Below are 24,189 nucleotides of genomic sequence, written 5' to 3' on the forward strand. Positions count from 1 at the left end.
CGCGGGCCGGGTATGATTGCGCGTCCTTGCCGCGGAGATCCGATGGGTTATACTCAGGGTATGAAGACAGCCATCTCGCTGCCGGACGCCGTCTTTCGCGCGGCGGAGCGCCAGGCGAAGCGCGCGGGGAAGTCGCGGAGCCAGCTCTACGCGGAAGCGCTGGCCGAGTACCTGAGTCGCCATGCGCCGGACGAAGTGACGGCCGCGATGGATCGCGTGGTCGATCAGCTGGATGCCGCGCCCGATCCGTACGTGCAGGCCGCCGCGCACTCGGTGCTGCAGCGCGTCGAGTGGTAGAGGTCGCACAGGGCGAGCTGTGGTGGGCGGACCTGCCGATGCCGGCAGGTTCGGGGCCCGGCTTTCGTCGGCCGGTCGTGGTGGTGCAGGGCAATCCGCTCAACCGCAGCCGACTCGCGACGGTGGTGTGCGTGCCGCTCACGAGCAACCTCGCGTGGGCATCCGCCCCGGGGTGCACGCCGGTGTCCGCCAAGGCGGCGGGTCTCCCCAAGGACTCCGTCGCGAATGCGACCCAGCTGTTCGCCCTGGATCGCCGCTGCCTGCACACGCGCATCGGGCGGCTGGGGCCGCGTCTCCTCGATCAGATCCTCGCGAGCATCGATATCGTGCTCGGGCGGTAGGGCATCAGTCCTCACGCGGTTCCGGCCTCTCATCCCGGCGCGAACCACTGAGCCGACCGCATCCGGTATGATGGAAGGCCCGGCCTCCATCCCTCCGCATGACGCTCTCCGCCCTCCTGTTCCTCTTCGCCGGCCTGACCGGCCCCGATTCGACGCCGCCGGCGGCTGAGGACGCCATCCTCGCGGCCTTCGACTCCGCGTGGGTCGTCGCGCTGGGGGAGAATCACGGACACCGGGAGTTCCACGAGCTCCTCCTGCGCGTGCTGCGGCGCCCGCGCGCCCCGGAGGTGATCGACGACATCGCGGTGGAGTGGGGGAACGGACTGTACCAGGGCGTGATCGACCGCTACGTCGACGGGCGGGAGGTGCCGTGGGACTCGGTGACGATGTCGTGGCGCAACACGATCGTGTCGCCGAACACCGTCTGGGATGCGCCGGTGTACGAGCGGTTCTTCCGGGAGCTGCGGGCGATCAACGCCGGGCTCGCGCCGGAGCGTCGCTATCGCGTGATCCTCGCCGACGCGCCGGTCGACTGGTCGGCGGTGGACTCCGCGCCGCAGCTGCGCCCCTTCTTCGATCGCGCGCTGGCCATGGCCGAGTCGGTGCGGCGCGAGTCGCTGCTGCGCGGGCGTCGCGTGCTCTTCGTGGCCGGCGGCCTCCACGTCGCCCGTCGTCCGCGCGCGCAGCCGTCGCGCAGCGGCGTCCCGACCGGGGAGATCACGCCGGTGGCGTGGCTGGAGCTGCGTCACCCGGGCGCCACCTACGTGATCCAGTCGTTCGGCTCCCCGTCGGACCCGGGAGCCCGCGGCCTGGTCGGGGCGGGGGCTCCGCGCGTGGTCCCGCTCCGCGCGAGCCCGCTCGGCGACATCCCGGCGAACGCGACGTCGACGCTGCGCGATCGCGACGGCAAGCGTCCGGACGTGTACGGGCGCGCGACGCTGCGGCATATCGTCGATGCCGTCATTCTCTGGGACCCGTCGGCGCGCACGTTCGAGGACGCCGATCCGTCGACGTATCGCGTGGAGTGGTACTGGGCGGAGCTGGACCGGCGCAGCCTGATGCTGAGCGGCCGGCGGATGGACCCTGCGCTACGGCGACCCTAGCAGCGGGGATCCGGCTGCTTCCGCCAACGGCGGCGGATCCGGGAGCGCCGGCGCTCCCTCCACCGGACCACGGTACGTGGTGTGGAAGCTCGTGCTGTAGAAGAGCCACCGGCCGTCCTGCTTCTTGAGCACGCTCGCGAACTCGCCGACGAAGGCGCTCCGCTTCCCGTCGGGGGCCATGAACACCTCCTTCTGGAAGTGGCGCAGGTAGGCGAAGTCGCCGAAGAGCTCGAGGCTCACCGGGACGACCTCGCTCTCGGTCGCGTAGTTGCCGGCGTCGAACCACCGTTCGACGGCGGCGAGGAACTCCGCGCGAGTGAGCGGCTTGGTGCCGCTCATGCTCCAGTTGGTGTAGTCGGCGTGGAAGAGCGCGGCATACCGGTCGAAGCCCTCGGCCTTGAGCGCCAGCGGCACGTACTCGTTGAGCCTGATGATCTCGGCGCGGTCCTGCGCGGCCGACGAGGAGCAGCACAACGACACGGCGGCGAACGCGGTGAGGAGGCTGCGGTGGGCGTGGAGTCGCATCGATCCCCCCCTCAGCTCGACCGCAACGCTTCGGCCGGCTCGACCCTCGCCGCCCGCCGCGCGGGGATCCACCCCGCCACCGCGCTGACCGCCGCGAGCACGAGCATCGCTCCGGCGATCGTCACCGGATCGGTGGGCGCGAGGCCGAACAGGAGCGACGAGACGAACCGCGACGCCCACCAACTCGCGACTCCGCCGAGCAGGATCCCGCCGGCGACGAGCATCCCCGTGCGCGAGAGCACGCCGCGCACCACGCCGCCGGGCGTGGCGCCGAGGGCGAGGCGGATGCCGATCTCGGCGCGGCGGCGCACCACCGAGTAGGCGGTGATGCCGTAGAGGCCGATGGCCGCGAGCAGCAGCGCGAGCGCACCGAAGAAGCCCGAGAGCATGGCGATGAGCCGCTCCTGCGCGAGGGCGGCCTCCACGAACTCCTCGAGCGGGCGATAGGTCACCGAGAGGTCAGGGTGCACCGACGCGATGGCGGCGGTGAGGGCGCGCTGCAGCGCGGCGGGCTGGTCGCTCGTGGTGCGGATGGTCATCGTCGTGCCCGACGCCGCGGTGGCGTTCTGCTCGAGGGCGCGGTACATCGTCGGGCCGAACGGTTCGCGCGGGCTGCGATAGACCGCGTCGGCGACGACGCCGATGATCTCGATCGGCGCGCCGGGCGAGGTGGGGAGGCCGACGGGGCTGACCACCTCGCCGATGGGATCGACGCCGTCGAAGTACTTGCGCACGAACGACTCGTTCACGAGCGCGACGCGGGGCGTGCCGGGGCGGTCGCGCGCATCGAAGTCGCGGCCGCGCAGGATGCGCGTGCCATAGGTCGCGAACCAGCCGGGGGTGACGTAGTTGAAGTCGACGATGCGTTCCTCCTCCGTGAGGTCGGGCTTGCGGGGGAAGACGAGATCGCCGTTCCAGGTGCTGCCGCTCACGGGGGTGATCACCGAGAACGCCGCGTGCGTCACGCCGGGGACGGCGAGCGCGGCCTGGCGGACGTTCTCGTACATCTGGCCGCGCGCTTCCGGCGCCACGCCGGTGCGCTGCGCGCCGAGTTCCACCACGAGCGCGCGCGCGGGGACGAAGCCGAGGTCCACGTCGGCGAGGGCGACGAAGGTGCGCACGAAGAGGCCGGCCCCCACCACGAGGAGGAGCGAGAGGGTGACCTGCGCGACGACGAGCGCGTTGGCGACGGCGCGTTGGGTACCCGACGTGGTGCCGCGGCCCTGCTCCTTGAGCGCGTCCATGGGCGGCGTGCGCGCGGCGAGGACGGACGGTCCCACGCCGAAGAGCAGGGTGGTGAGGATGGCGACGCCGCCGGTGAAGGCGAGCATGCGCGCGTCGAGGCCGAGGTCGAGGGTGACCTGCGAGGCGGTGGTGGCGATCTGCGCGATGATGAGGCGGCTGAACCAGAGCGCGAGCAGGAGCCCCAGCGCGGCGCCGAGGAGCGAGAGGACGAGGTTCTCGGTGAGGAGCTGGCGCGCGATCCGCCAGCGCGAGGCGCCGAGGGCGGTGCGGACGGCGAAATCGTGCCGCCGCGCGGAGGCGCGCGCGAGCATGAGGTTGGCGATGTTGCCGCACGCGATGAGGAGCGTGAGGCCTACGACGGCAGCGAGGGCGAACAGGGGCCGCTGGTAGCGGGTGCGCAGCTGGGAGACGCCGGCCGAGGCGCGCTGCAGCTCGAAGGGATCTACGAGGTAGCGCTCGAGCATCTCGGCGCGCCAGTCCTGCGGGAGCGTCGCCTCGCGGATCTGCGTCTGCACGCCGCGGAGGATGGCGGTCGCGACCTCGGGGGTCTGGTCGGGGCGGAGGCGGACGAAGATGGCCATCCACCAGTGGGAGCGTCGGTCGAGCCCGCTGTCGGGGCCGCGCACGAGGGGTTCGGTGCCGATGGGGACGTACGCATCGACGTTGCGACCGACGTCGTGTCCGAGGAAGGAGGCGGGTGCGACCCCGATGATGGTGTAGCTCACGCGCGAGAGCGTGAAGGTGCGACCCACCACGTCGGGCGCGCCGCCGAAGCGTTGCTGCCAGAGGCGGTGGCTGATCACGACGACGGGTCCGTCGGCGCCGCCGCCGCGGCGGTCGTCGTCCGGCGTGAAGAAGCGGCCGAGTCGTGGCTGGACGCCGAGCACCTCGAAGTAGCCGCCGCTGACGAAGGCGCCATCCACCGGATCGGTCTGGCCGCCCTCCGCGGCATCGAAGCGCGCGGCACCCGCGGCGAAGGCGCCGTCCCAGAGGTGCTGGCGTTCGCGCACCTGTTCCCAGATGGGATTGGTCCAGGAGCGGCGGCTCTCGCCGGCGCGCACCACCGTCAGGCGCTCGGCGTGCTGGACGGGGAGGGCCTTGAGGATCAGGGCGTCGACGATGGAGAAGATCGCCGTGTTGGCGCCGATGCCGAGGGCGAGGGAGAGGACGGCGACGCCGGTGACGAGCGGGGTGGCGCGGAGGGAGCGGACGGCGGTGCGGAGGGCAGGGAGCATCGGCCACGCGGAAGGAGGAGAGCGGAGCTGTCCCTCGTTCGACATCGGGGTCACCGGATGCGTTGTGCGGGCGGGCGGTGGCCCGTCCCTCCGATCCGGGCCGCCGCCCCGCGATCGTGTGAACGGCCACGGCACGACACTAGGTATCGATCGTCCCGGCGCCGAGGCGCCACGACCTACGGAGTCGAATGACCATGCGCGTCGCGCTTCTCCTCTCGTGTCTCGTCGTCCCCGCCGGCAACACCTCGCGTGCCGCGGCACAGACGTTCGCACCTGATCCAGTTCCGCAGGACCTGGTCGCATTCTCCCAGACCGCACTTCAGCAGTACCCCCTCCTGGCGATCGGCGAGGTCCACAACTCCCGGTTGCAGTACGCTCTGCTGACCGACCTGATCCGCGCGCCGCGGATCCGGGCACTGATCGACGACGTGGTGGTCGAGTTCGGGAACGCCTTCTACCAGGACCGGCTGGATGGTTTTCTGCTGGACCTGGAGGACGTTCCGGCCGCGAAGCTCGCTCAGGTCTGGCGCGACCATTCAGAGTCTCCCACCGGGCCGTTCGAATCGCCGATCTATCGTGATTTCGTGTATTCGGTCCGCGCGGTGAATGAGGGGCTGGCGCGCTCGGAGCGCATTCGCATCGTCGCGGCCGACCCGCCGGTGAACTGGGACGTGATCAGGACGTCCGCCGACTTCCGGGCCCTTCCAGCGCGCTCCCAGTACATGGGTGAGCGAGTGGTCTCCGAAGTCCTGCAGAAGAACCGCCGCGCCATCCTGATCGTCGGCGGAGCTCACCTCAGCCGACGAGCGGTCTCACCGATCTCCGGCAGATCGATGGTCAACGTCACGTCGGTCGTCGAACAGGCCCGGCCCGGGTCCGTCTACGTGCTGAGTGGCGTGGCGGGCTTCGGACCGCGCGACGCCGAAGTCCTTCCCCGCATGGCGGACATCCCGCTGGGATCCGTGATCCCCTTGCGGGGGCACTTCCTGGGCGATCTTCCCGGCCCTTCGGTGGTGGGGCCGGCTTCGCCCACCGCGGCCCGTCGGCCCACCGCGCCGGCATCGAGCGTGACTCGCAAGGACCTGTTCGATGCCTATCTGTGGGTGGGAACGCCGGAGATGGTCCCTCTGGTCACCGCGTCCCCGCAGCAGTGGGCTGACGACGCACGTTGGGCCGAGTTGAACCGCCGAAGCGTGATCCGATTCGGTGTGCCATTGGATCCCGAGACTCGGAAGTCCGGCCAGCTGCGCCCAGCAGCGGACCAGGCGGATCACGACGAACTGGCTGCGATGTCGCTGCAGGAGCGCCTGGATCGGGAGCTGACGCTGCAGACCCGCTACCGCGAGGCCCAGGGTGATCCTGGACAAGGGCTTGCGCGAGTTGCTCGCGTTGTTGAACGCCGCCGGGGACGACCGGGTCATCCAGTTCGGTCGCGCCTCGACGATGCGGAGGTGTGGATGATCTCGCGCGAGGCTGATCCTGTCGCCGCCGCGCTCGCGGATCGGTCGGGAGGTTACGTTCAGGAATGATCCGGTGCAGCTTCACGACCCACCGACTTCTCGGCGCCTGCCTCCTTCTACCATGGGCCACCGCGCTCGCGGCGCAGTCCCGCGTGGTGGCCCCGCCCGCCGAGGGTGGGCAAGTGCTGCGCGGGTTCTTCGTGCCACCGGCGGGCGCGCGCGCCACGAGTTACGTGGCGGGCCATGCGCTCCTGCTGCGTGACCCCGGCGGCGCGGAGCGCGAACTCACGGCACTCTGCGACTCCATGGCGACCAGAGGCGACAGCGGGCGCGCCACGGTCGCTCGGCGCGTGTCGGCACTCGCGATGCGTCGGGTGCGGTCGGACCTGAGGCGCATCGAGTTCGGCACGGTGCCGGCCGGGCGCTACATCGCGATCGCGTGGCTCGAGCTGCAATGGTCCGCGGCGGGAGGGCGGGACACCGCGCGCACGCGCCGTTTCGTGTCGGTGACGAGCGAGGTCGTGTCCGACGTCCGCGACACGCTGCTCGTGCCGTTCACGCCGGAGCGACCGGGATTCAAGCGCGCGACCGCGCTGAGCAAGGCGCTGGGGTGCCTGGGGTTCCTGGTGGCGCCCACGGCGTCGGAACGCGTGGTGGTGCCGATCCCGCGCCGGTGAGGGCGGCGCGACGGGTGGTCGGCCGACGGACGCGACGCGAAGCTCGCCAACCTCCCGCAACCGATCCTCGGGCGTGAGCGGTCACGTGTCGATCAGACGTCGAACCCCAGTTCGGCCGCGACGGCGCGCTGCGCCTTGTCGAGACTGAGGAAGGTCAGGTCGCGCGCCGGCGCGTAGTTCAACGCCACCGCGACGTGCCAGCAGTCGGCACCGCGGAGGTATCCCGCGGCGAGGACCATCCGGATCTCGTCCGAGAGCGGATCGGGCGCGCCGATGAGCTGGACGCCGTTCAATGGCGAATCCGGCAGCACCATCGCCTCCCGCGCCAACGCACTCGCGAGCTCTGCTTCCGTGAGCACCGATGTCACGACGATGTCGAAGCCCGCGAGACGCTTGCGGATGCGCGCGGCCTCCGGCTCGCGAAAGGCGAGCGATGCGAAGACCGACGCATCGGCGTACGCGACGCTCAATCGCGCGCCTCGAGGAACCGCTTCAACGCACCGGGACGCCGGACGCCGAGCGGGAAGCGGGCGCGGCCCGGCGTGCCCTCGACGCGATGGATGAGCCCCGCGCGCTCGAGCTCGGCGTGCCGTTCCGCGACAGTCTTGATCGCGCGGTCGTCCGTCAACGCCCGCAGTTCGGCCACCGGCCGGCCGTGCACGGTGATGGTGACCGGCTGTCCGCCCTCGCGCACCTGTCGCACGAGTTCGGAGAGTTTGGACTTCGCCTCGTAGAGGGAGTATTTCCTGGGCATGCGCCCAAGGTAGGCGAATCTGACCAATCTGGTCAATGGTAGGCTCGGCGTGTGAGACGCGCGTGGACGGCGAGACAGTAGCGGTCACCGCGCCCGCCGCCGCTACCCGATTCGCGCGTAGGGTATCGATCCTCTGCGGCGGCCCGAGCCTGCGCGATGTGACTCCCGTCACCCACCCCTTCGTGCACGCGCACTAGCTTGGCCCCGGTACCGCCCACCTGCTGAGGAGAACCAATGCTCGCCACCGCGTACGGGATGCGAACGGCCGGGGCGCGCGCGCGCCGCTGGGTGCTGGTCAGTGCGGCGGTGGTCGCCGCGGCGAGTTGCGCGGGTGGGCGGGACGTGACGGGGCCGCCGGCGCCGCTGCCGGTGGCGTCGATCCAGGTCGCGCCGGGGGCGGACACGCTGCTCGCGATCGGGCGGACGCGAGGGTACACCGCCGTCGCGCGCGCGGCCGACGGGACGGCGCTGCCGGATGCGCCGATCCGGTGGCGGTCGAGCGATACGCTGGTGGCGCTGGTGGACAGCCTGAGCGGCGTCGTCACGGCGGTGCGCAACGGGCTGGCGACGATCTCGGCGCAGTCGGGGACGGCGACGGGGAGCGGGACGGTGTCGGTGATCCAGATCGTCGCGAGCGTGACGGTGACGCCGGCGGTGGTGGACCTCGAGACGATCGGGGGGACGCAGGTGTTCACGGCGCAGGCGCGGGACTCCGCCAACGTGCTCGTCGCGGGCACGCGGTTCCTCTGGACCTCGTCCAACCAGGCGGTCGCGACGGTCGACTCGACGGGCACGGCGACGGTGGTCGCCGGGGGCGAGACGGTGATCAGCGCGAGCGGGCGTGGTGTGCCGGCGTACGCGCAGCTCACGGTGAAGCAGGTCGCCGCGCACCTGGCGTTCACGATCGAACCGACGGACGTGGGCGCGGGTGACGCCTTCGCGACGGGGCTTGAGGTGGAAGTGCGCGACGCGAACGGGGCGCTGGTGCGCGACGCGCGGGTGCCGGTCACGCTGTCGATCGCGTCCGGGCCCCTGCCGAGCGCGACGCTGTTCGGGACGCGCACGGTGCAGTCGGTGGCGGGGATCGCGACGTTCGCGGGCAACTGGCTCGAGCGCGCGGCGACGGGCTATCGCCTGATGGTGACGTCGGCGGGGATGGTGCCGGACACGACGGTCGCGTTCGCGGTGCGCGCCGGGGCACCGACGGCGCTGGAGGTGTTCGGCGGGGTCGGGTCGCAGGTCGGGTTCCCGGGCGCACCGCAGTCGATGGCGATGGACGTCAAGGACCGCTACGGGAATCCGATCGACTCGACGTACTCCTTCTTCCTGTCGACGCTGAATCCTCCGGGCACGCTGGGCGGCGGCGTCCGACAGGGCGCCACGCGCCGCGTGGGTCCGGGGGCATTCGCGATCGACAGCGTGCGCTTCGCGCGCACGGGCACGTTCGCGCTTCGGGCGACCCTGGTGCGGCCCGGCGGCGGCCTTTCCTCGGTCACGGGGACGTCGGAGCCGCTGCGAGCCATCGCGACCTTCTCGTCGATCAGCCTCGGGCGGTCGCACGCGTGCGGCATCGCGGCCGGTGGCGCGCTCTGCTGGGGTCCGAACAGGTCAGGCGAGTTCGGGAGCGGCGTCGCTTCGAGCGGCGATTCGATCCCGGCCCTCATCGGCTCCGTGTGGGGCAACGAGCCGCTGCAGCAGATCGTCCCGCTCGACGGCGGCACCTGCGCGCTCGCGACCTCCGGCCGCGCGTACTGCTGGGGGAGCGCGTCGCGCTGGCCGGCCGGCCCGATCGCGGGCACGGGCCCGGGTGGCGTGGTGTTGACGTCGATCAGCGGCTATTTCGGCCACGTGTGCGGCGTCACGGCGCTGGGCACCGCGCACTGCTGGGGGGACGGCGGTCAGGGGCAGTTGGGGAATGGCAGCGTGACCGCGCGCACGCTGACGCCGGTGCAGGTGAGCGGGTCGGGGACAGGCGATCTGATCCTCACGAGCATCAGCGCGGGGGAACTCCATACGTGCGCCATCACGTCGGTGGGCCGCGCGTACTGCTGGGGGGCCAACTTCGACGGTGAGCTCGGGGACTCGTCCACGACGAGCCGTGTGTTGCCGACGCGGGTCGCTGGCAGCGGCACCGGTGCGCGCGTGTTCACGTCGGTCCGGACCGCCCCCTCGATGACGTGTGCGCTCAACACGTCGTCGCAGGTGCTGTGCTGGGGCTTCAACCTGCGCTCGGCGAGCGGACCGAACGACCTGGTGCCCGCCCTGACGATCGCCGGGCCCGCGAGCGACTTCGCGATCGGGAACGGGCATGCGTGCGCGATAACGAGCGGCACGCTCTCGTGCCTCGGTCGCAACGAGTTCGGGGCGGTGGGCCCGAACGCCGCCTTCATCCAGATCGCGCCGGTGGCCATCGGGTTGAACGGACGGACGGCGCAGCGCGTGTGGGCGGGCGGGACGGCGACGTGCGTGCAGACGGCGGATGGGGTCTATTGCTTCGGCCGCAACGTGTCCGGGATGCTGGGCATCGGGTCGACGGCGGTGGAGGTGGTGCGGGATCCGACGCGGATGGTCCACTGAGGGTGGTTATAGCTATGGAACGCCAGAAGAGCGTCGGACGCTTCGCGCCGAGAACGGTGGCGGCGGTCTCTGCGGTGTCGGCGCGCCTTGGGGCGGGGTGGTGCACGGCCTCAATGCGGTGGGACTCAGAGTCGGACGCCTTGATCCGTCCTCAACGCGAGAATCCTCTCACGGACCGCCGGAGCGACGTACATCGAGTGGTGCCCGGGCTGCTGCGCGTGACACACAGCGCATAGCACCTGAAGATTCACGCCGCGGTTGTTGGACTTGTCCTTGTCGCGATGATGTACGTGAAGACACTGGCGCGCTGATCGCAAATCGACGCGGCAACTTGCACATCTCCAGCCGGCCTTCTCGCGCGCCCGCAATGAGACAGCCTGCCAATCGGCAGTGTAGAGTGAGTCGGGCAGAGCAGAACACGACTCGCGCGGGACGATGGACAGCCTGGAAGCGTAGTGCTCGAAGAACTCCTGCAGTGTGAACTGGCGCCAGAGGCGCTCGCGCTGCGTTCCAGTGACCTGCCTGTAGTTCTTCCAGTCGAGGCTGCCGATGCAGTTCTTGCACACGCCGAGCTCCACTTCAATCTCATGGACGGTTCCGTCGAGCTCGTGAGCGAACACCGGGAACAAGCCGTCACGTCGGGCGATGGCCACATACCGCTGCCAACGATTCGCCTCCTTCATCTTCACAATCGTGCGGCAATCGGTGAGATGGAATCGCACGGCGGTCTCCTTGACCTTCAACACGTCGCTCGGCCTTCGCGTGTCCTTTATGTAGATGGATACTTGCTGGCCGTTGTACGTGTATACTTTCGCGTCAGCATCGATCTCGATCTCATCGATACTGACGTCCACTCCGGTAGTGCTGAGGCGGACGCGCCATTCAGGTTCGAGCGTCGCCAGGGACGGAGCGGAGCTCCACTCGATGGGCTTCGCGCCCACCAGGGCGAGGAGCTCTCTCCACGTAGCGGTCGTGGGCGTCAGCTTCACTCGCTCGGCCTCAGGATCTCGGCGAGTCGCACCTCAGCGTTGGTGCGAACGCGAAACTCCACACGGCGCGACGCAGGGCGGTCCTCCTGCCCATCGGGAAGCAATACGCGGCGCGACGAGGAGAGCCCGTTTGCTGTCAAGAGACCTCGCACCCACTCCCTGTCGGATGGCGTCAGCCCGGTGCTGTCGAGACAGAACTGGAGCACCGCTCGAGTACGCGCCTGCGACAACTCCATGTTGTAGAAGTAGGGATTGGAGTGGTTCGCTTCGCTGGAGGTATGCCCCTCGATCCGCACCTCCTCGAGGTCAGCGCCACCGCGTTCACGTATGACTTGCACGTACCGAGGGAAGAACGAGCGCAAGATGACCTTGAACGGCTCCTTCACTTCAGCGCTGCCGGGCTCAAATAGGACGTCCGGCTCACGAAAGCGGATCACGAGTGATACCGAGTCGATCACGGCGTTCCAGCTGGGCAAGTCGCGAGCGAACGTGCTGTCGAGCGCTTGGTAAATCGTCCCCTTCGTGCGATTGTACGCGACCGCTACCTGCTCGATCTTGGATTTCTCACGGTTCACCTCGATCATATACGTGACCGCGATGAACGAAGACCAGCATGAGCCCCGACATCTGGTCGCAACCGACGCGAACCGTCGCCGTCGGAATCGTTTCGACCTCGTCGGTGCGGCACTGGCGTCGTCGGACTCGCAACTTGCCGCTCGCCTCGAGAAGCGGTGCGTAGTCGCGACCAGCTTCTGGTGTAGTCGGCGGTGGCCTCCAGGGCTTGTCGCGCGTTGCAGTTCCGCGGAGGGCGGCGCCTTGACTTGCTCCTGACCTTGGGGCGGGAGTCTCGCAGGTCTTCTCCCAGTTCTGTGGGCGGCGGATGCTCCTTGGCGACCAAAGTCGAGCTCGCTTGATCGCCTGCGGCAGGGTGATCTGCTGCTGCGAATCCGTCACGGTCGCCCGAACGTCAGTGATGAGCTGGTTGTACGCGACGGTGAGCTTCTGCTGAGAATGGTGCTGCTCTGCGTGGGCCCGAGTCGACGCTTCCAGGGCAGCGTGCACTGAGTCAGTGATTCCGGTCGTGAGCCGAGCGATGTTCGCCTCTATCTGCGGAATGCCCGCTTGCGCGCGCGCCGCGACTTGCGCGAATGCCTCCAAATGCCGCTCGAGCACACTCGATTGCGCGCTCAGGCCCGCAACCCCTTGGTCCGTGAGCGCGACCAGTCGCGGAATCTCGCCGGACGCGGTCGCGATCCGGTCCATGGCATCTCGTGTCGCACTCATCCCTGCCGGGCAGCGGAACTGCTCTTCAAGAAGAGCCACTTGGCTGGCGTAGTTCTCCTGCCACTGCACGAGCTTCAGGACAGCCGCGTTGAGCTCCTTGAAGTTCTCCCCGAACTGCTCGGTCAACTTCGCGTTGAAGTCACGGATCACGGAGCTGAGCGCTTCGATGAGCGCCTTGGTGCCGAGTTCGCTCACCTTTTCGGAGAAGTCTGTCATGACGCGAGCGAGCTCAGACAACTTGTCTCGCATCTCCGTGCGCATCGCCTTCGTCTGTGACTGCAGAGAGGAGTCACCATCGCCCCCTACTGCCTGCTGCAACCGACCCAGCGCGACCAGCGACGCCTCGTGCATCGTGGCCTGCTGCGCCATCATCTGCTGCAGCGCATTGTACACGTCAGACGTGGTGTGGCCGGCTGAGGCGCGTACCGCCTGATAGCGATCGAATGTGCGAAAGGCCCATCGCAGAGTGAGCGCCATCGCAAGGCCGAGCACTGACGTGACGAACGCGGTCGTCATCCCAGCGAGGAGGCGCGGTACGCTCTGCTGGATGCTGCCAACGTCAAACTGCAGTAAGCCTGAGAGAATGCCGGCAAGGTGCCCAGAATCCGAGCCCTGTAAGGAACGCGGGGCGCTCGCCTGTTTCGAGAGGCTTCTTGCATCGGAGCGCCCGCTGGTTCGGAGTGCTCCCACGAAGATCGTCACCTGGAGTATCGTGATCGCGATCGTGATCGGGCTGAGTAGCCGGTTCCCATGTATTCGGGTGGAAAGGGGGCCGTGTGCTGAAACCTGCAGTATCGTCGGAGGCGTTCGCGTGCCGAGAGTATAGGGCTTGGTGCGCGCTGTCGCGAGACCATCCCGAGCGACCGTGGTTTGCCGCTCGGTGTCGGACTTTCGCCGACGTCAGCTCATAGACACGTTGCAACCGCTTTCGTTTGGCCGTAGGCCTCAACCCCGAACTCGTCTGACCGGCGGTATGCAATCCGGTTTGCTGCCGCCGAGGTATCGTTTCGCTCAGCCGTCGCCATTGGGGCAAGGGGGGAAGGGCGAGTTATCCACACTCAGGATGATTGCACCCCTAGAAGTTGTCATAGCTAGCGCTGTCAGACCCCTGGGATATGCTTTTCGGTGGCGAATGCCGTCCTTGTCCGCATCGCCCCATAGACCACCATACGCATCGATGGAGTACGCATGAATCCGGAACTGCTCAAGCAGACGATCTCCGCATTGGCGAGCCAGATGAAGGCGAATCCGGCGCAGCTCAAGGAGCAGATCGCGCAACTCAAGGCCGTCCTCCCGAATGTCACCGAGGACCAAATCAAGGCGCTTGTCTCGAAGGCCTCGACGCCAGGCTTCGATGCGCGTGCAATCGGGGCCGACATCGAGGCGATGCTCAAGCGGTGACGCCGCGGTCAGCGGAACCCGCGAGGGCCGAAGGTGCGAGGAATCCGCATGTCGGGCGCTTCCAGCAGTTCTACGAGCGTCACGTGGAGACTCCGGTTATGCCGCTCATCACCGCGGCGGGAATCGGAACGAGCGGCAAATCGGCGGCGAAGACCGTGCTGCAGCAGGCGAGGCGCCTCGTCGAGCTTGCTGACGAGATGCTGGCGCTGAAGCCAGGGCGTGACGCGTTCGCGGTATTCTGGTATGTCACCTGCGCAGAGTCGATCTCGAAGCTCGAGCAGTCCCACGCGTCGGAAGACGGGTCCAAGAAGCATGTTCTGCGATTCTTCAATACTCTCGTCCCCGCCGCGAGTCGCGACGAGCTGGCGGAGAGCTTCACCAACGGCGAGGGGGAGCCGCTTTCGCTCCATGCGGGTGTCACGGCACTCTATCGAGTGCGCTGCGCACTCGCGCACGATGGGGAGTACTGGGAGTTCAGGTTCCAAGGGGTCACCCCTACCTCCATCGCAACCGATGGGTCGGTGCGGACAGCGTCTCGCGCGACCGATTCAGCGCGATGATCGTGGAAGGCGCTGTCGAGGCGGCGGCTGCTCCTCGCGGCGAACAAGCGGTCCACCGGCAGGAGCGGTACCGTCGGATGAGATCCCCGAGGGATCGTTCAGTGAGTCGAGGACGACCGCGCCGATTCACCCTGATGTGCACGCTGTTGTGCTGCGCCCCCGTGTCCATGGTGGCCGCGCAGTCGCTTCCCGCCGAGTTGAGGATCGAAGTACTCATGACGGCGCAACAGTTCCAGCGCGCCGGGTTGTCGAAGCTGTCGGCAGAGGAGCTCGAACAGCTGAACGCATGGATGGCGCGCTACACGCTCGCAGTCATGCAGGCCTCGACTCCCGGTGCCGGAAAGGCGGGGGTGTCAGGCGGCGCGAGCGCGGTCATCGAGTCCCGGATCGACGGCGAGTTCAGCGGATGGGACGGTGAGACGGTATTCAAGCTGGCGAACGGACAGATCTGGCAGCAGGCGTCCTACGCGTACAAGTACCACTATGCCTTTTCACCGAAGGTGTTGATCTACCGGTCCGGCGCTGGCTTTCGCATGAAGGTGGACGGCGTCGACGGCGAGATCGCAGTGCGGCAACTGCGGTAGCGCACGCGCGCTACCGCAGTTCCGACGTCTCCATGCCGTGACTCACGGCACGAACCTCGCCGCCGGCATCACCCTGATCCCATCCGCGAACGTCGCCGTGAGCAGATACAGCAGCTTGGTGCTGGGCAGCGCACTGGACGCGAGGGCGTACTCGGTGAGCTGATGCGCGCCGCTGGCCTTGGCGCCGCCGATCGCGATGCTTGGGATGCCGCGGACGACGCCGGGGTTCGCGTCGGTGGCACCGGTGGCGACGGCTTCGGCCGCGCCCGGCATGCCGGGCGTCATGCCCAGCGCGCGGTTGATGTCGACGGCCGTCTGCACCAGCGGATGCGCGCGGGCGCCGGCGAGCTGCTGCTCGGTGCCGCCGGCCTGGTTCTTCTGCTCGACCTCCACCCGCAAGCCCACCTTGAACGAGTCGGCGACGGCCTGGGTGATGCGGGTGATGGTGCGGTCGAGGGAGTCGAGGAGGGCGGGATCGCTGCTGCGGAGGTCGACGGTGAAGTAGAGCTCCTGCGGGACGGCGTTGTAGATGTTGCCGCCGTGCACCTGTCCGATGTTCATCACCGCGCCGTTGGGGAGGGCGGGGAACTGGAGCGCGTAGAGGCGGTCGATGGCTTCGGCGAGCGCCTTGACCGGCGTGGGGCGTCCACGCGAGGCGAGGGTGTGGGCGCCGGGGCTCGTGAAGACGTACTTGGTCCAATAGATGCCGAGCGCACCGTAGGCGACGCTGCCGTATGCGCCGTCGGGCACGATGAGGAGGTCAGGGCGGGGATTGGTGCGGAGCCAGTACTCGGCGCCCTTGAGTCCGACCTCCTCCTGCGTGGTGCCGATGAAGATGATGTCGCCCTTGCTGCGGAAGCCGGTGGCGTTCATGGTGCGCAGCGTCGCGAGCATGTTGGCGACGGAGGCGGTGTTGTCGCCCACGCCGGGCGCGTAGAGGGTGTCGCCGGCGCGACGGACCTGCTTGGGCGTCTCGTTGGGGAAGACGACGTCCATGTGGGCCATGATGACGATCGTGGGGCCGCCGCCGGTGCCCTTGCGGACGGCGATGACGTTGCCGATCGAGTCCACCGTTGGCGTGAGGCCCTGCTTCTCGAACTCGGCCTTGAGGTACGCGCCGCGGGCCTGTTCCATGCCGGACTTGGCGGGCATCTCGGTGAGGCGGACCCACTCTTCGACCTGCTGGGGGAAGTTGCGGTCGATCATGGACATCGCGGCGCGGATGTCGGGGCGGTCGAGGAGCTTGGGGTCCCAGGCGGTGGGGTGCTGCGGGGCGGATTGAGCGGGCAGGGCGGTGGCCGCGATCAGCGAGAAGGCAGCGACAGCGAGGAGTCGTGAGGTGCGCATGATCGGGAGCGGGTGGCGGGAGCGAAGGGTGTCGGTCGGAAGCTAGCGAGGAGCGAAGATCCGGGAGCGGGGATGGTCACGGGCGCGGCATCTCGCACCCGCGTGGAATGAATCGATTCGGCCGCAGGGAGAGAGGTCCCTACATTCGCTCCGTCATCGCGATGGACGACCGCCTCTTGACGAACGCCGGAAGTGAACCTATGCTCCCACTGCCGCCCCGAGTACATATGAATGGTGCGGTCTATCTAGGGAGCCCCCGCGGGGGCTCCTTTATCGTTTCGGACCCGGAGGGCGCGTGAATCGCGTCGCCGTGTTCGTGGACGCCGGATACCTGTTCGCGCAGGGCTCCACGCTTCTCACCGGCGCGAAGAAGCCGCGCGGGGACATGCGACTGGACATCACGGCCACGCTCGGCGCGCTCTCCGAACTCGCCGAACGAGTATCCGGCGTGCCACTCCTTCGCGTCTACTGGTACGACGGCACGTCGATTGGGCCGACCGCGCAGCACAGCGCCATCGCGCACATGCCGAGCGTCAAGGTTCGGCTCGGCTTCGTGAACCGGGCGGGCGAGCAGAAGGGAGTGGACTCCCTCATCATCACCGACATGATCAGCCTCGCGCGAAACGGCGCGATGGCTGACGCCGTACTGCTGTCCGGCGACGAGGACCTTCGTGTTGGCGTGCAGCAAGCCCAGGAGTTCGGTGTCCGAGTGCATCTGCTCGGTATCAAGCCGAGCCGAGGGAGCCAGTCGCTGTTCCTGTTGCAGGAGGCCGATTCGACGCACGAGTGGGGTGACTCCGTCGTGCGCAGGTTCCTCACGTTCGTACCGAGAGGGGCCGAATCGATGGCACTGCTGACGGATGCGCCTGCTTCAAGCATGTTCGGGGAGGCCCCCAGTGACACGGAAACCGTGGCCAGCGAGCTGGCATCGAGCGTCGCGGTCGCCTCACTCGAGGCGGTGATCGCCGGTTTTCGCTCAACGGCGCACATTCCTCGGGAGATCGATTCGGTCCTCCTCGCCCGTGCCCGCACGGTGATCGGGCGCGATCTCGAACCCAAGGAGAAGAAGGCGCTTCGGATGCGCTTCATCGCGCATTGCGAAACGCGGTTGCCGCGCGGCTGAACGGCGACCCCTCGTTGCTTGCGCCCGAAGGGCGCGGGAGCGAGAATCCTCCGCAGTGACCACCCCCGACCGCCTCCGCACCGCCCTGGCCGACCACTACCGCCTGGACCGCGAGATCGGCGCCGGCGGGATGGCGACGGTCCACCTCGCGCACGACCTGAAGCACGATCGCGATGTGGCGATCAAGGTGCTCCATCCCGACCTGGGGGCCGCGCTCGGCGGCGAGCGGTTCCTCTCGGAGATCCGGACCACCGCGCGGTTGCAGCATCCGCACATCCTCCCGCTGCTCGACAGCGGCGCGGCCGATGGGCTCCTCTACTACGTGATGCCGCTGGTGACGGGCGAGACGCTGCGCGCGCGGCTCGACCGCGAGCGGCAGCTGCCGGTGGCCGAGGCGGTGCGGATCGCGCGGGAGATGGAGAAGGGGCGGGCGCCGGTGATGCTGTATTCGAATTGGATTGGGGGAGAGGGAGCACGATGAGCCGTCGCCGCGCAGTGCCCAGGACCGATGACAAACGTCCGCCGGTCGCCCGCCTACGCTCGCTCCTCGAGGAGCCGGAGCGCGAGCGCCAGGGGCGGATGATGAACCACATCCGGAGGGAGCTGGACGAGTCGCGTGAGCCGGGGCCGTGGATCGCGGCGGCGCGGACGCTGGCGGCGGAGGGCGTCACCACGGAGAACGCGGTCTACTACTTCGTGGAGATCTTCCTCGAGTGCATCACGCTGGCCTCGATGGGGCGTGACCCCGAGATGGTGCTGATCGAGCAGGCGATGGACGAGCTACGGCAGGAGCACGGGCTGGAAGAAGACGAGGACTGGCGCTTGGGCGAGGGGCCGCCGGAGTGGGATACGCTCAACGATGCGTGGAATGCGCGGGATGATGCGATCCGGGTGGAGACGTTGCGTGCGCTCGGGCACCAGGACCTCGCGGATGCGTTGGAGCGCGATCGGGAGGGATGCGAGGAGCGGGAGTCGGCGGGGTACTTCGATGTGTGGGGCATGAAGGAAGGGGAAGACTGGCGGTGACTCACCACCTCAAGCCGCCACCACCCGCCTCGTCCACTCGGCCCACCGAATGAACGCATGCCCGTCCGCCGCGCGGAACGTGCGATGCTTCCGCAGCGTCGTGTACCCGTTCGCCGACCCATCGTCGTTGGTGTTGCCTTCGATGGTGACGCACACGTGGAAGTCGCGTTCGTGCGCGCGCGCCTCGCCGAACACGTCGACGATGATGCCGGTGTGGAAGAAGCGGCGGCGGACGCGACTGTAGAGGAGGAAGACGTCGCCGACGTTGGGCTCGCTGCGGAGCAGGCCGGCGGCGCGGGCGGCGCGGGCGAGCGCCTCGCAGCTCCCGGTGGCGGGGAGCGGCCAGCTCGAACGGCGGCTGGCGTGATCGTAGTGCGACCAGTGGCCGACGTGGTGCACGAAGGCGGCGCACCAGGGCTGGCCGGGCGGGAGGTTCACGCCGCGGAGGAAGTGCTCGACCATGGGGCCGCGGTTGTCGCCGCCCTGTTCGCTCACGCCGATGAACGCGTTGGCGGCGGCGACCAGCAGGGCAGGAGTCAGCGGAACGACGGGTGACCAGTTCGTCTGCATGGTGCCCTCGGCTCAGTGCGATGAAGGGAGACGGACGGGATCGCTGCCGCGCACGAGGCGCGCGCTCCCTGGTTCCGACAGGGTCAGGATCCGCTCGCGGTCCGCGGGTTCGATCACGGACGCGAGCGTGAGCGGCGACGGCGGGAGGGGCGAACGACCCGGGAGTACGTGCAGCTGCACCTCGGTGGTGTCGGCGCCTGCGGCGACGGTGAACTCCGACTCGCTGGCGGTCACGAACCCGACGGGGGTCTCCACGACGAGCGCTTGGGTCCGCGTGGGCGTGCCGGGCGGGTCGAGCTCCGGCACCCGGAATCGCGCGGTGCCGGTGAGGATCAGGTGCCGCATGCCGCGGAGGCGGCGCGGCGAGACGCGCAGCTCCGCCCCGGGCGTGAGCTGCACGTCGATGCCGTTCTCGAGCGTGATCCAGCCGCTCCGGTACGGCACCGGCTCGGCCTCGGTCGTGGCCGGGACGGCGGGCGCGACGTAGCCGTCGGTGGGCTCGGGGAAGTACTCGGGCTTGATGACGTCGTACCAGATGGTGGCGCCCATGGGGACGATGAGCATGAACGCGACGACGAACCACATGATGCGTTCCCAGGTCCGCCTGCGGCTCCAGAGCACGCGGCCCGAGGGCCGTGGGGCCGACGAAGTGGCTGGTTGCGCGATGCCCGCCTGCTCGGCGAACTCGGTCCATGCGGCCTCGAGCTCGCCGACCGGGCGCGGGTGGCGTTCGAGATAGCTCGGCACGCTCCAGGTGAGGAGCATGGGGGCGGCCAGGTCGCGGAAGGCGGGGTCCTCCTCGAGACGGCGGGTGACCTCGGCGACGCGTTCGGGGCTCAGGTGGCCGTTGAGGGCATTGATGATGAGTTCGAGATCGGCGGCCATCTCGTCGGTCTCGGGCAGGTGCTCTTCAGTCATTGCTGGTACCTCCGGTCGACGAAGGGAGTCGGGGGATCTGGTTGGCGCCGGGGAGCGGGACGTTGGCGCGGACGCATGCGGCGCGGATGTCGGCGTAGGCCTTCACGATCTGGCTGTTGACGGTGGCTTGGCTGAGTCCCAGCTGCGCCGCCGCATCCTCATAGGTGAAGCCCTGGTCCTTCACGAGGATCCACACCTCGCGGCGCGCGAGGGGCATCCTCGCCACCGTCCGCTCGATGATCTCGGCGACCTTGTCATTGCCCCGTGGCTGCGAGTATTCGCTCACGACCTTGCTGTCGAGTTCCGACTCGGCGTCCTCCAGCGAGACGTACCGGTCGTCCGCGGCCCGCATGTCCGCGGCGGTCTTGGACACGGCGCCGAAGAAGTACGCGTCCGAGCGCTGCTTCTCGGTCAGCAGTGACCAGCGCGGCCAGATCTCCAGGAAGGTCTGGTTCACGGCGTCCTTCGCGCGGTGGTGATCGAGGAGCCGTTCGGCGTGGATGACCAGCGGCGTGAAGAGCCGCCGATAGATGTCGTTGACCTGGCGGACGTTCTCGCCGTCGGTCGGTGGCGCCGGTGGAGGCACGACGGCCACCAGTGCGGTGCCTCCTCCGGGTGCGGTCCTCTCGCGTGACGTTCGCATGCGGGCGGGGGTTGAGGTCGTGGAATGGTCTGGCGGAGGCGTGTTGTGGAGTGCCTCTACTCCTACATCCGTTCTGGAGGCCGAAAACAATTACGGCCAATTCGGCGGAGTGGGGCGGTCAATCCGGCGTAATTGTTTTCGCCCCTCAAAACGGATACAGAGATAGGGGCAATCAGGACGATCGGCGTGAGTCACCGCCGACGGAGCCCAAGCCGCGGGCGGAGAAGGTGGTGCAGGTCTCCGCGGGTCGCGAGGGGAGGGCAGGCTGCGGGGAGGCGCGTGAGGACAACCGCGTCTCGAAATCAGCGAATTGAGACTCGCGCGCTCCGTATCGGAACTCGCACGCCGCGCGACGAGTCTCGCACCCGAAGGATCGACCGCCGCACCTGATGCGCTGAGTCACGCGCACTGCGACGCGAGTCGAGCAGGGAATGCATCGCGTGTCGCAGGCGAAGCCGCGAGTGCCGCGCAGTCAGGGGTGATCGTTGCGCGCGCTGCACGGAGTCTCGCGGAGGACGGATCGAATGCCGCACGTCGTGCGGCGACTCGTGCGGACGCCGAGGCGAGTGCCGCGTCGGCCGAGGTGAGTGCAGCAACCCATGCGGTGCGTGCAGCAAGGAGGTGAACGCAGCAGGCGTGAGATCGAATGCAGCAGGCGCGATGGCGAATGCAGCAAGCACGGCGGCGAATGCAGCAAGCACGAGGGCGAATGCAGCAAGCACGGCGGCGAACGCCGCAAGCGCGGCGGCGAATGCAGCAGGCACGGCGGCGAATGCAGCAGGCTCGGCGGCGAATGCAGCAGGCTCGGCGGCGGATGCAGCAGGCTCGGCATCGACTGCAGCAGGTCCGGCATCGATCGCCGCAAGGTCAGGACCGAGTGCAGCAGTGGTTCCAGTGAATCGCGCAGTGCAGTGGCTCGAAAGTGTACGGCCGCCCGTGACGGACGCGCACGGGCAGGAACCCCGGGGCCGGATCGCGTCCAACCACATCCATAGGAGGGAGGGCTGTATGAACCAGGTGCACAAGAAGCTGATGGACACGCTCGTGCGAGTGCGATCGTTCACGGACGCGAATCCGGTGCAGGGCTCGCCGTCGTTCGCGAGCGCGCGGGCGATGCTCGACGACGTGGTGCAGCGGCTCCGCGACCACGCGCAAGCGCAGGTGACGGGGCAGGAGTTGCGCCGAGCGGAGGTGCAGCGGCAGAAGGATCAGAGCTCGGTGCTGATCGACCATCACATCCGGCCGATCGTGGCGATCGCGCGGTCGCAGATCGCGCCGCAGTCGGACGTGGGGCTCCCGGCGGCGTTGCGGATGCCGCGGCTCCCGCTGAGTCCGACGAAGATGCTGGCGGTGTGCGACGGCATGGTGGAGGCCGCGCGGCCGTTCGAGGCGGTGTTCGTCGCGAACGGGTTGGCGGCCGACTTCCTCGCCCGGTTCACGGCGGCGCGCGACACGCTGGAGCGGGTGATGGGGGGGAAGGCGACGCAGGTGAGCACGCACATGGCGGCGAGTGCGGGCGTGAAGGCGGAGATCGTGCGTGGGCGTCGGGCGCTGGAGCGGCTCGACGCGGAGGTGCGCGGGGCGTTCCGTGGCAACGTCGGGTTGCTGCGCGCGTGGCGCGGGGCCAAGCGGTTGCACTACAAGCCCGGCACGTCGGGTCCGCGCGCGGCGGCGAGCGAGGTGACGCTGGTGGCTCCGGCGACGCCGGTGGCCGCGCCGGTGGCCGCGTCCGTGATCGCGGAGGCGGCATGAATCGCGGCGGCGGAGTTCACACGACGCCAGTGGAGGGCGGCGCTGGGTGGGTGAACCAGTGCGACGGCTGCGTGGTGTCGCGGCACCGGCTCAAGCGGGTGGCGGTCGCGGCGGGTCGCGCGGCGGCGAAGGTGCGGAAGGTGGAGCACACGATCCATCGGCAGGATGGGCGGATCGAGGAGAAGAACTCGTACGGGCGGGATCCGTATCCGCCGCGGGATGGGCGCTGAGGGGCGCCTGGGAGCTCTCGCTACTTCAAACTCTTCTATCAGGAGGTCGGATGCCGGAGGCGATGCGTGATGCGAAGGAGCGGAAGGGGAAGCCCAAGGGTGGTCGGGCGCTGATGGGGGTGGCGCTGGCGATCCTCGGGGCGCTGGCGGGGGTGCAGCCGGCGAACACGCTGCTGACGGCGCTGAGCGAGGTGGTGCCGCAGTTGGCGGGGGTGGTGCCGCCGCTGTTGACGGCGTGCGGGGCGATCCTGGCGGCGGTGAGTGAGCCGCCGGCGATGAAGTAGGGTGAAGGGGGAAGGATGAAGGAGGGGCCACCGGCGGACGCGCGGGTGGCCCCTTTTCGTGGTGGTCGCCGTGGGGATTGCGCGGGTTCGTGACGACGTGAAGATTCGGAGCGCGGGTCGGGGGCCGGTGCGGCGCGGACGCGTTCCATCGGTCGAGCGAATACACCTTTGGCCGACGCGGAGCCATCAAGGACTTCGCGAGGAGTTCGTACCTGCATGACCGATAGACGGGATGACGATCTCAAGCGTCGTGCGGCGGCGTACGCGAGAGATGTGGCGCGCGTTGTCCGAGAGAGTGGTGTTCCTCGTCATCGAGAGAAGGCTCTCGCGGACCTGATGAACGCCGAAGCCACCGTAGGGTTCGAATCAGCCATGCGGAAGCTTGCGGACAAGATCCTGGCGGATCCCGACCGCTACAGTGTGCAGGATCGCAAGAAGATGGCGCGCGCCGCACTGGCCGCTGCAGGGGAGCGCATCCGGGCGACCATTCGCGAACAGATCGCGGCGTGGAAGGCCGAGGAGCGCGAGGGTTCTCAGCGCGAGCGCGACTCGGCGTAGGGCGCAGGGCAGGGTGGCGGGTTCGTATCGTCGGTCCGACGACATCGTATTGCGACTTGCGGTGCGAGGCGCCACTGTTGGCGGTGCGGAAGATGCCGAGACCAGCCCTCCCCCCGATCATCGTCCCCCGGCGGGACGTCGAGCGCGCCGATCACGCTCCGCTCGTGCGTCGCCTCCGAAAGGAGATCAGCACGTCGTCGCGCATGCGGGCGGCGTTCGGGCGCGTCGGCGTACTCTTTGACGGCTACGACAGCGATGCGCGTGCGCTCTGGGAGGTGCCCGAGGTCCGGGCGTTCGTCGCGGCCGTCGATGCCGAGTTCCCGCATTGGTTCTTCGTCGCGGACCTGCAGTCTCCCACGCTGCACGTGGTCGCGGCGTGTCTCCATACCATCAGCACTCCGCTCGAGGGGTACGTCGCGCTCGATGCGCTGCGGCTCAAGACGTTCCTCGAGCGCGAGGCGCACGATCTGATCCTGCTGTGTCGAGAGTGCGGAATCGGGGAGTCGGTGGCCGCCACGCGGCTGGAGGCCGTCATGGACTACTACGAGAATCGTCGAACGTTCCTCTCGTGATACCGCGACGCGACGCGGCGGGGGCGCAGCAGACGCCGTAGTCATGGCCACACGCAAGCGCCGGCGCGAGAGAGCGCGGTCACCCTGTTCGGTCCGCGGTAGTTCGGAGGATGTGGGGGAGACGCAGCGATGCG

Annotated in this window: 28 protein-coding genes; 17 read left to right on the forward strand and 11 right to left on the reverse strand. The window is 68.7% G+C overall.

The genetic code is table 11. The features are described 5' to 3' along the window. The first annotated feature begins 60 nt into the window (after positions 1–60). The 3 genes from IPJ78_19225 (at position 61) to IPJ78_19235 (ending at position 1,741) form a co-directional block, all read left to right on the forward strand. Positions 61–297 carry a hypothetical protein gene (locus IPJ78_19225; GenBank protein MBK7908661.1) on the forward strand — a complete coding sequence of 79 codons (237 nt, stop codon included), beginning with the start codon at positions 61–63 and terminating at the stop codon, positions 295–297. 38 nt (positions 298–335) lie between these two features. After that, on the forward strand, positions 336–638 hold the full coding sequence (locus IPJ78_19230) for a type II toxin-antitoxin system PemK/MazF family toxin (protein MBK7908662.1): 303 nt from the start codon (positions 336–338) through the stop codon (positions 636–638). A 98-nt stretch (positions 639–736) separates the two neighbouring features. Beyond that, the gene (locus tag IPJ78_19235) at positions 737–1,741 is read left to right on the forward strand and encodes a hypothetical protein (GenBank protein MBK7908663.1); all 1,005 of its coding nucleotides are present in this window, start codon (positions 737–739) and stop codon (positions 1,739–1,741) included. On the opposite strand, the gene IPJ78_19240 is transcribed toward IPJ78_19235, so the two are convergent. Both IPJ78_19240 and IPJ78_19245 read right to left on the reverse strand, forming a co-directional pair. After that, on the reverse strand, positions 1,727–2,266 hold the full coding sequence (locus IPJ78_19240; GenBank protein ID MBK7908664.1) for a nuclear transport factor 2 family protein: 540 nt from the start codon (positions 2,264–2,266) through the stop codon (positions 1,727–1,729). The genes IPJ78_19235 and IPJ78_19240 overlap by 15 nt on opposite strands. An 11-nt stretch (positions 2,267–2,277) precedes the next feature. Then, a complete protein-coding gene (locus IPJ78_19245; protein ID MBK7908665.1) occupies positions 2,278–4,746 on the reverse strand; it encodes an ABC transporter permease in 2,469 nt (822 codons plus the stop codon). Between the two features lie 188 nt (positions 4,747–4,934). Here IPJ78_19245 and IPJ78_19250 point away from each other — a divergent pair, with 188 nt between their 5' ends. Together IPJ78_19250 and IPJ78_19255 are read left to right on the forward strand one after the other, a co-directional pair. Further along, positions 4,935–6,275, forward strand: coding sequence for a hypothetical protein (locus IPJ78_19250; protein ID MBK7908666.1), 1,341 nt, complete (start codon positions 4,935–4,937; stop codon positions 6,273–6,275). Beyond that, complete coding sequence (locus IPJ78_19255) at positions 6,272–6,883, forward strand: hypothetical protein (GenBank protein MBK7908667.1); 612 nt, start codon at positions 6,272–6,274, stop codon at positions 6,881–6,883. The genes IPJ78_19250 and IPJ78_19255 overlap by 4 nt, the downstream gene beginning before the upstream one ends. A 92-nt stretch (positions 6,884–6,975) precedes the next feature. Here the strand turns inward: IPJ78_19255 and IPJ78_19260 are convergent, their stop codons facing one another. Continuing rightward, a complete protein-coding gene (locus IPJ78_19260; protein MBK7908668.1) occupies positions 6,976–7,353 on the reverse strand; it encodes a PIN domain-containing protein in 378 nt (125 codons plus the stop codon). Beyond that, entirely contained in the window at positions 7,350–7,637 is a 288-nt protein-coding gene (locus IPJ78_19265) for a type II toxin-antitoxin system Phd/YefM family antitoxin (protein ID MBK7908669.1), read from the reverse strand. The genes IPJ78_19260 and IPJ78_19265 overlap by 4 nt, the downstream gene beginning before the upstream one ends. 234 nt (positions 7,638–7,871) lie before the next feature. Between IPJ78_19265 and IPJ78_19270 the strand changes: the two genes are divergently transcribed. Next, positions 7,872–10,214, forward strand: a complete 2,343-nt coding sequence (locus IPJ78_19270) for an Ig-like domain-containing protein (protein MBK7908670.1) — start codon at positions 7,872–7,874, stop codon at positions 10,212–10,214. A gap of 125 nt (positions 10,215–10,339) precedes the next feature. Here IPJ78_19270 and IPJ78_19275 read toward each other — a convergent pair whose 3' ends face one another. From IPJ78_19275 to IPJ78_19285, 3 genes are read right to left on the reverse strand one after another with little or no spacing between them, the layout of a single operon-like run. Beyond that, complete coding sequence (locus tag IPJ78_19275; GenBank protein MBK7908671.1) at positions 10,340–11,203, reverse strand: hypothetical protein; 864 nt, start codon at positions 11,201–11,203, stop codon at positions 10,340–10,342. Then, positions 11,200–11,787 (reverse strand): OmpA family protein, encoded by a 588-nt coding sequence (locus tag IPJ78_19280; GenBank protein MBK7908672.1) that lies wholly within the window; start codon positions 11,785–11,787, stop codon positions 11,200–11,202. The genes IPJ78_19275 and IPJ78_19280 overlap by 4 nt, the downstream gene beginning before the upstream one ends. Then, entirely contained in the window at positions 11,768–13,003 is a 1,236-nt protein-coding gene (locus tag IPJ78_19285; GenBank protein ID MBK7908673.1) for a hypothetical protein, read from the reverse strand. The genes IPJ78_19280 and IPJ78_19285 overlap by 20 nt, the downstream gene beginning before the upstream one ends. Positions 13,004–13,675: 672 nt before the next feature. Here IPJ78_19285 and IPJ78_19290 point away from each other — a divergent pair. The 3 genes from IPJ78_19290 to IPJ78_19300 all read left to right on the forward strand — a co-directional run bounded on the left by IPJ78_19290 (position 13,676) and on the right by IPJ78_19300 (position 15,032). Further along, positions 13,676–13,888: a hypothetical protein gene (locus tag IPJ78_19290; GenBank protein MBK7908674.1), complete on the forward strand. Its 213-nt coding sequence runs from the start codon at positions 13,676–13,678 to the stop codon at positions 13,886–13,888. A gap of 98 nt (positions 13,889–13,986) precedes the next feature. Then, positions 13,987–14,448, forward strand: a complete 462-nt coding sequence (locus tag IPJ78_19295; GenBank protein ID MBK7908675.1) for a hypothetical protein — start codon at positions 13,987–13,989, stop codon at positions 14,446–14,448. 134 nt (positions 14,449–14,582) lie between these two features. Continuing rightward, a complete protein-coding gene (locus IPJ78_19300; GenBank protein ID MBK7908676.1) occupies positions 14,583–15,032 on the forward strand; it encodes a hypothetical protein in 450 nt (149 codons plus the stop codon). A gap of 42 nt (positions 15,033–15,074) precedes the next feature. Here the strand turns inward: IPJ78_19300 and IPJ78_19305 are convergent, their stop codons facing one another. Then, positions 15,075–16,379 carry a M20/M25/M40 family metallo-hydrolase gene (locus IPJ78_19305; GenBank protein ID MBK7908677.1) on the reverse strand — a complete coding sequence of 435 codons (1,305 nt, stop codon included), beginning with the start codon at positions 16,377–16,379 and terminating at the stop codon, positions 15,075–15,077. 295 nt (positions 16,380–16,674) lie between these two features. On the opposite strand from IPJ78_19305, the gene IPJ78_19310 reads away from it, so the two are divergent. Genes IPJ78_19310 through IPJ78_19320 form a run of 3 tightly spaced genes read left to right on the forward strand, consistent with a single transcriptional unit; the run spans position 16,675 to position 18,528 of the window. After that, complete coding sequence (locus IPJ78_19310; GenBank protein MBK7908678.1) at positions 16,675–17,502, forward strand: NYN domain-containing protein; 828 nt, start codon at positions 16,675–16,677, stop codon at positions 17,500–17,502. A gap of 55 nt (positions 17,503–17,557) precedes the next feature. After that, positions 17,558–17,983 carry a protein kinase gene (locus tag IPJ78_19315; protein MBK7908679.1) on the forward strand — a complete coding sequence of 142 codons (426 nt, stop codon included), beginning with the start codon at positions 17,558–17,560 and terminating at the stop codon, positions 17,981–17,983. Next, on the forward strand, positions 17,980–18,528 hold the full coding sequence (locus tag IPJ78_19320) for a hypothetical protein (GenBank protein ID MBK7908680.1): 549 nt from the start codon (positions 17,980–17,982) through the stop codon (positions 18,526–18,528). Before IPJ78_19315 ends, IPJ78_19320 begins: the two co-directional genes overlap by 4 nt. A 9-nt stretch (positions 18,529–18,537) precedes the next feature. Here the strand turns inward: IPJ78_19320 and IPJ78_19325 are convergent, their stop codons facing one another. The 3 genes from IPJ78_19325 to IPJ78_19335 are packed head-to-tail and all read right to left on the reverse strand — an operon-like array spanning position 18,538 to position 20,611. Then, the gene (locus tag IPJ78_19325) at positions 18,538–19,098 is read right to left on the reverse strand and encodes a hypothetical protein (protein ID MBK7908681.1); all 561 of its coding nucleotides are present in this window, start codon (positions 19,096–19,098) and stop codon (positions 18,538–18,540) included. A 12-nt stretch (positions 19,099–19,110) separates the two neighbouring features. Continuing rightward, on the reverse strand, positions 19,111–20,016 hold the full coding sequence (locus IPJ78_19330; GenBank protein ID MBK7908682.1) for a hypothetical protein: 906 nt from the start codon (positions 20,014–20,016) through the stop codon (positions 19,111–19,113). Further along, positions 20,009–20,611 (reverse strand): hypothetical protein, encoded by a 603-nt coding sequence (locus IPJ78_19335; GenBank protein ID MBK7908683.1) that lies wholly within the window; start codon positions 20,609–20,611, stop codon positions 20,009–20,011. The genes IPJ78_19330 and IPJ78_19335 overlap by 8 nt, the downstream gene beginning before the upstream one ends. Positions 20,612–21,667: 1,056 nt before the next feature. Between IPJ78_19335 and IPJ78_19340 the strand changes: the two genes are divergently transcribed. The 5 genes from IPJ78_19340 to IPJ78_19360 all read left to right on the forward strand — a co-directional run bounded on the left by IPJ78_19340 (position 21,668) and on the right by IPJ78_19360 (position 24,055). Further along, positions 21,668–22,411 carry a hypothetical protein gene (locus IPJ78_19340; protein MBK7908684.1) on the forward strand — a complete coding sequence of 248 codons (744 nt, stop codon included), beginning with the start codon at positions 21,668–21,670 and terminating at the stop codon, positions 22,409–22,411. Then, the gene (locus tag IPJ78_19345; protein ID MBK7908685.1) at positions 22,408–22,641 is read left to right on the forward strand and encodes a DUF2188 domain-containing protein; all 234 of its coding nucleotides are present in this window, start codon (positions 22,408–22,410) and stop codon (positions 22,639–22,641) included. Before IPJ78_19340 ends, IPJ78_19345 begins: the two co-directional genes overlap by 4 nt. Before the next feature lie 50 nt (positions 22,642–22,691). After that, positions 22,692–22,925 carry a hypothetical protein gene (locus IPJ78_19350; GenBank protein ID MBK7908686.1) on the forward strand — a complete coding sequence of 78 codons (234 nt, stop codon included), beginning with the start codon at positions 22,692–22,694 and terminating at the stop codon, positions 22,923–22,925. 336 nt (positions 22,926–23,261) lie between these two features. After that, complete coding sequence (locus tag IPJ78_19355) at positions 23,262–23,483, forward strand: hypothetical protein (protein ID MBK7908687.1); 222 nt, start codon at positions 23,262–23,264, stop codon at positions 23,481–23,483. Positions 23,484–23,575: 92 nt separating this feature from the next. Beyond that, on the forward strand, positions 23,576–24,055 hold the full coding sequence (locus IPJ78_19360) for a hypothetical protein (GenBank protein ID MBK7908688.1): 480 nt from the start codon (positions 23,576–23,578) through the stop codon (positions 24,053–24,055). Positions 24,056–24,189 lie beyond the last annotated feature (134 nt).

The sequence above is a fragment of the Gemmatimonadota bacterium genome, assembly GCA_016714015.1.
In the GTDB taxonomy this organism is placed as follows: Bacteria; Gemmatimonadota; Gemmatimonadetes; order Gemmatimonadales; family Gemmatimonadaceae; genus Pseudogemmatithrix.

Excerpts from the sequence above, each read along its gene's own strand:
- IPJ78_19235 (MBK7908663.1), top strand. The coding sequence starts at position 737 with ATGACGCTCTCCGCCCTCCTGTTCCTCTTCGCCGGCCTGACCGGCCCC.
- IPJ78_19230 (MBK7908662.1), top strand. The coding sequence starts at position 336 with ATGCCGGCAGGTTCGGGGCCCGGCTTTCGTCGGCCGGTCGTGGTGGTG.
- IPJ78_19295 (MBK7908675.1), top strand. The coding sequence starts at position 13,987 with ATGCCGCTCATCACCGCGGCGGGAATCGGAACGAGCGGCAAATCGGCG.
- IPJ78_19225 (MBK7908661.1), top strand. The coding sequence starts at position 61 with ATGAAGACAGCCATCTCGCTGCCGGACGCCGTCTTTCGCGCGGCGGAG.
- IPJ78_19305 (MBK7908677.1), bottom strand. The coding sequence starts at position 16,379 with ATGCGCACCTCACGACTCCTCGCTGTCGCTGCCTTCTCGCTGATCGCG.
- IPJ78_19250 (MBK7908666.1), top strand. The coding sequence starts at position 4,935 with ATGACCATGCGCGTCGCGCTTCTCCTCTCGTGTCTCGTCGTCCCCGCC.
- IPJ78_19290 (MBK7908674.1), top strand. The coding sequence starts at position 13,676 with ATGAATCCGGAACTGCTCAAGCAGACGATCTCCGCATTGGCGAGCCAG.
- IPJ78_19265 (MBK7908669.1), bottom strand. The coding sequence starts at position 7,637 with ATGCCCAGGAAATACTCCCTCTACGAGGCGAAGTCCAAACTCTCCGAA.
- IPJ78_19325 (MBK7908681.1), bottom strand. The coding sequence starts at position 19,098 with ATGCAGACGAACTGGTCACCCGTCGTTCCGCTGACTCCTGCCCTGCTG.
- IPJ78_19270 (MBK7908670.1), top strand. The coding sequence starts at position 7,872 with ATGCTCGCCACCGCGTACGGGATGCGAACGGCCGGGGCGCGCGCGCGC.
- IPJ78_19245 (MBK7908665.1), bottom strand. The coding sequence starts at position 4,746 with ATGCTCCCTGCCCTCCGCACCGCCGTCCGCTCCCTCCGCGCCACCCCG.
- IPJ78_19355 (MBK7908687.1), top strand. The coding sequence starts at position 23,262 with ATGAACGCCGAAGCCACCGTAGGGTTCGAATCAGCCATGCGGAAGCTT.
- IPJ78_19255 (MBK7908667.1), top strand. The coding sequence starts at position 6,272 with ATGATCCGGTGCAGCTTCACGACCCACCGACTTCTCGGCGCCTGCCTC.
- IPJ78_19345 (MBK7908685.1), top strand. The coding sequence starts at position 22,408 with ATGAATCGCGGCGGCGGAGTTCACACGACGCCAGTGGAGGGCGGCGCT.
- IPJ78_19340 (MBK7908684.1), top strand. The coding sequence starts at position 21,668 with ATGAACCAGGTGCACAAGAAGCTGATGGACACGCTCGTGCGAGTGCGA.
- IPJ78_19280 (MBK7908672.1), bottom strand. The coding sequence starts at position 11,787 with ATGATCGAGGTGAACCGTGAGAAATCCAAGATCGAGCAGGTAGCGGTC.
- IPJ78_19330 (MBK7908682.1), bottom strand. The coding sequence starts at position 20,016 with ATGACTGAAGAGCACCTGCCCGAGACCGACGAGATGGCCGCCGATCTC.
- IPJ78_19300 (MBK7908676.1), top strand. The coding sequence starts at position 14,583 with ATGTGCACGCTGTTGTGCTGCGCCCCCGTGTCCATGGTGGCCGCGCAG.
- IPJ78_19240 (MBK7908664.1), bottom strand. The coding sequence starts at position 2,266 with ATGCGACTCCACGCCCACCGCAGCCTCCTCACCGCGTTCGCCGCCGTG.
- IPJ78_19320 (MBK7908680.1), top strand. The coding sequence starts at position 17,980 with ATGAGCCGTCGCCGCGCAGTGCCCAGGACCGATGACAAACGTCCGCCG.
- IPJ78_19360 (MBK7908688.1), top strand. The coding sequence starts at position 23,576 with ATGCCGAGACCAGCCCTCCCCCCGATCATCGTCCCCCGGCGGGACGTC.
- IPJ78_19285 (MBK7908673.1), bottom strand. The coding sequence starts at position 13,003 with ATGACGACCGCGTTCGTCACGTCAGTGCTCGGCCTTGCGATGGCGCTC.
- IPJ78_19350 (MBK7908686.1), top strand. The coding sequence starts at position 22,692 with ATGCCGGAGGCGATGCGTGATGCGAAGGAGCGGAAGGGGAAGCCCAAG.